Genomic DNA, 3,675 nt, shown 5'->3' with positions numbered 1-3,675 from the left:
GCTCGGCAGGGGCGTTCCCGGTAAAGCCTCTGCCGAGCATGGCTCGGCACTACGCTTGGGCCCCCTCCCTTTGGCGTAGGCAAGGGGAGGGCTGGGGAGGGGTTGGCTTTGGGGCTTCATGCATGGCCAGCTTCGCGGCTTACGCCGCCGCTACAAGGGCCACTGCATGGTGGGGAATGCCATGTAGTGCCGAGCCATGCTCGGCAGGGGCGTTCCCGGTAAAGCTCCTGCCGAGCATGGCTCGGCACTACGCTCTGCCCCTCCCTTTGCCGTAGGCAAGGGGAGGGCTGGGGAGGGGTTGGCTTTGGGCTTCATGCATGGCCAGCTTCGCGGCTTACGCCGCTCCCACAAGCGCCGGTGCGTGGTCGGGAACGTGTTGTAGTGCCGAGCCATGCTCGGCAGGGGCGTTCCCGGTAAAGCCTCTGCCGAGCATGGCTCGGCACTACGCGGTCGCTATCAGGCGCCCTTGTAGCTGCAGCCCGAGGTGCAGGTTTCGTGCACGACTACTTCGCTGAGCAACGGCAGTGCAGGCTTCAGCTTCTCCCAGATCCACATCGCCAGGCGTTCGCTGGTGGGGTTCTCCAGGCCGGGGATGTCGTTCAGATAGTTGTGGTCGAGCTGGTCGTACAGCGGCTGGAAAGCAGCCTTCAATTCGCTGAAATCCATGATCCAGCCGGTCTCCGGACCGGGTTCGCCACTGACCCGCAGTTCCACGCGGAACGAGTGGCCGTGCAGGCGCGAGCACTTGTGGCCGACCGGGACGTTGGGCAGCCGGTGGGCCGCTTCGAGGGTGAAAACCTTGAAAATATCCATGGGCGTAATTGTAGGGTGCCGCCGCCGCTGCGCGTATGCGCCAGTGATGCCAGTCATATTTTCATATCCATCCTGATGAAGCGATGTAACGGATGGTTATTTGCGAATGCAACAAAGTGATTGGCCGGACATTTGGCTGTCATGAGGTACTGGCGGCGTTGTCATTCACCTCCCCCGGATTCCATGCCTATTCGTTCCGTGCTCGCCTTCGCGGTGGCTGCTGCCATCGCTGCTCCTTCCCTTGCCTTGGCTGAAACCGCTGCAGATGGCAGCAAGACCCTGGATGCGGTGCGGGTCACCGGCTCCAACATCAAGCGCACCGATACCGAGACCGCCAACCCGGTGCAGGTGATCGAGCGCCAGCAACTGGAACAGACCGGCAAGGCCAGCGTGGCTGACCTGCTGCGTTCGATCTCTGCCAATACCGGCAACGCCAGCAATGAAACCAGCAACAGCGGTTGGGCCTCGGGCTCGGCCGGCATCGGCCTACGCGGCCTGTCGCAGAAGAACACGCTGGTGCTGCTCAATGGTCGCCGCCTGGCCAACTACGGCTTCCCGTCCGGCGGCCTGTCGGACACCTTCGTCGACCTCAACGCGTTGCCGCTGGTGGCGGTGGAGCGCATCGAAGTGCTGAAGGACGGCGCCTCGGCGGTATACGGCTCTGACGCAGTGGCGGGCGTGGTCAACATCATCACCCGGCAGAATTTTGAAGGCGCCGAGGTCGGCGTCAGTGGCGGCACTTCCGAAGCCGGTGGGCTGGATCAGCAGAACCTCAAATTCGTCGGTGGCATTGGCGACCTGGACCGCGATGGCTACAACATCCTGGTGTCGCTGGAAGGCTATAACCGCGACCGCCTCGACCAGGACCAGCGTGACCTGACCCGCTCGGGCATCTATACCGACCAGGCCGGTGGCCGCTGGAATGGCTGGTCGGCCAAGGGCGCGCGCTACCTGATCGGCGGCAAGTCGGTACCGATGCTGGACGCGGCGGGCAACTGCCCGGAAGGCACGGTGTTGACCGCCAGTGCACCGATCGACGGCCTGGCAGGTGACACCTGCGCCTTCAACCAGGCGCCGTACACCACGTTGATTCCGTCGACCAAGCGCTGGCAGGCGTACGTCAACGGCACGCTGCGCATCAACGATTCGGTGGAAGCGTTCGCCGATGTGATCTACAGCGACATCAAGGGTGTGTCGTGGTTCGGCTCCAGTCCTTTCTTCACCCTGGAAAGCGGCCGCTTCGCGCTCAACGCCGACACCGGCCTGGCCGAGCCGGTGCGTTCGACCCTGCCGGCAGGCAATCCGTACAACCCGTACGGCGTGGATGTGCCGATCGAATACACGTTCTTCAACCTTGGCGGCACCATCAAGACCAACCGATCGCGTTCCTATCGTGGCGTGCTCGGCCTGCGCGGGCAGACCGAGAACTGGGACTGGGAAGTGGGTGCGTTCCAGGCCGCCAGCAAACAGCGCGAAACCGTCTCCGGCGGCTTTGCCAATCGCTGGGCGCTGTACGACGCACTGGCCAGTGGCAGCTACAACCTGCTTGATCCGTCAGCGACTGATCCGGCCGTACTCGCTGGGATTGGCCTGAGCACATTGCGCCCGGCTGAATCGGTGCTCAAGGGTGTCGACGCCAAGGTCTCCGGCACCTTGGGTGAAACCTGGGCGGGACAGATTGGCTTTGCCGCCGGTGCCGAATGGCGCCAGGAGAAGCTTGATTCCGACAATCCCTGGCAGATCGATGCAGGCCTGCAGGTGCGTCCGGCAATTGCCGAAGTACACGGCCAGCGCCAGGTCAGCGCCGCCTACGCAGAAGTGAGCGTGCCGCTGCACAGCACACTGGAACTGCAGGCAGCCGCGCGTGCCGATCATTACAGTGATTTCGGCAATGCGTTCTCGCCCAAGCTCGGCCTGCGCTGGCAGCCGCTGGATTGGTTGCTGGTGCGCGCTGCTGCATCGCGTGGTTTCCGTGCGCCATCGCTGTCCGAGAACTCGGCATCAACCAGCATCGCCTATGGCTCGGTGGTCGATCCGCATGATCCGGATGTTGCAGGCTCGCGGCAGAACCCGACCTTCTTCACCGTCGGCAACACCAACCTGGATCCGGAGCGCACGCGCAGCTTCAACGCTGGCTTCGTGCTGTCGCCGTGGCAGAACACCAACCTCAGTGTCGATTACTACCGCATCAAGCTGGACAACCTGATCGGCACCGGCAACACCACCACGCTGGTGGCGGAGAACGATCCGGCCAATGTGCTGCGTGATTCGCGCGGCAAGCTGCTGGCGGTCTACAACCGTTACCAGAACCTGAGCGAGCTGGAGACGTCGGGCATCGACATCGAACTGCGTCAGCGCTGGCAGACAGCAGCTGCAGGTGACTTCGGCCTGTCCTCGGCGCTGACCTATGTCATCGATTACAAGCGACCGCAGGTGATCGGCGGCCCGTTGGTGGATTACGCCGGTTCCAACCTCGGCCCGTCGCTACCGGATACCAAGGCCACCACCACGCTGGATTGGGCCTTGGGTGATTGGCGCACAGCGCTGACCTGGTATTACACCAGCAGCTATGACCAGCAAGGCAGTGCCGCGGCCAAAGCCGTGCAGAAGCAGGTGGCCAGTTACAGCCAGTTCGATCTGTACCTGGGCTACACCGGCATCGACAAGCTGACCGTGTACGCCAAGGTGCAGAACATTGGTGACCGCCAGCCGCCGTACGATGCCACCTTCCCGGGTGTACGCGCACCGTATGACTTCAGCCAGTACGACCTGCGCGGGCGCTATTACACGCTTGGCTTTGATTACCGCTTCTGACTGAAAGTCCCTCTCCCGTTGGGAGAGGGGTTGGGGTGAGGGCAGCTT

Annotated in this window: 2 protein-coding genes; one reads left to right on the top strand and one right to left on the bottom strand. The window is 63.1% G+C overall.

What is annotated here, in order from left to right:
- Positions 1-456 precede the first annotated feature (456 nt).
- Positions 457-813: a 6-carboxytetrahydropterin synthase QueD gene (gene queD, locus RT131_RS10060; RefSeq protein WP_313172553.1), complete on the bottom strand. Its 357-nt coding sequence runs from the start codon at positions 811-813 to the stop codon at positions 457-459.
- 183 nt (positions 814-996) lie between these two features.
- On the opposite strand from queD, the gene RT131_RS10055 reads away from it, so the two are divergent.
- Positions 997-3,627, top strand: coding sequence for a TonB-dependent receptor (locus RT131_RS10055; protein ID WP_313172551.1), 2,631 nt, complete (start codon positions 997-999; stop codon positions 3,625-3,627).
- Positions 3,628-3,675: the final 48 nt, after the last annotated feature.

Origin of the sequence: Stenotrophomonas sp. (assembly GCF_032066555.1) — a bacterium.
Classification (GTDB): Bacteria; Pseudomonadota; Gammaproteobacteria; order Xanthomonadales; family Xanthomonadaceae; genus Stenotrophomonas.
Note: the sequence above shows the minus strand (reverse complement) of the source record. Positions and strands in the feature narration are given on the sequence as shown.

Coding starts and splice junctions, on each gene's coding strand:
- queD (WP_313172553.1), bottom strand. CDS start 813: ATGGATATTTTCAAGGTTTTCACCCTCGAAGCGGCCCACCGGCTGCCC.
- RT131_RS10055 (WP_313172551.1), top strand. CDS start 997: ATGCCTATTCGTTCCGTGCTCGCCTTCGCGGTGGCTGCTGCCATCGCT.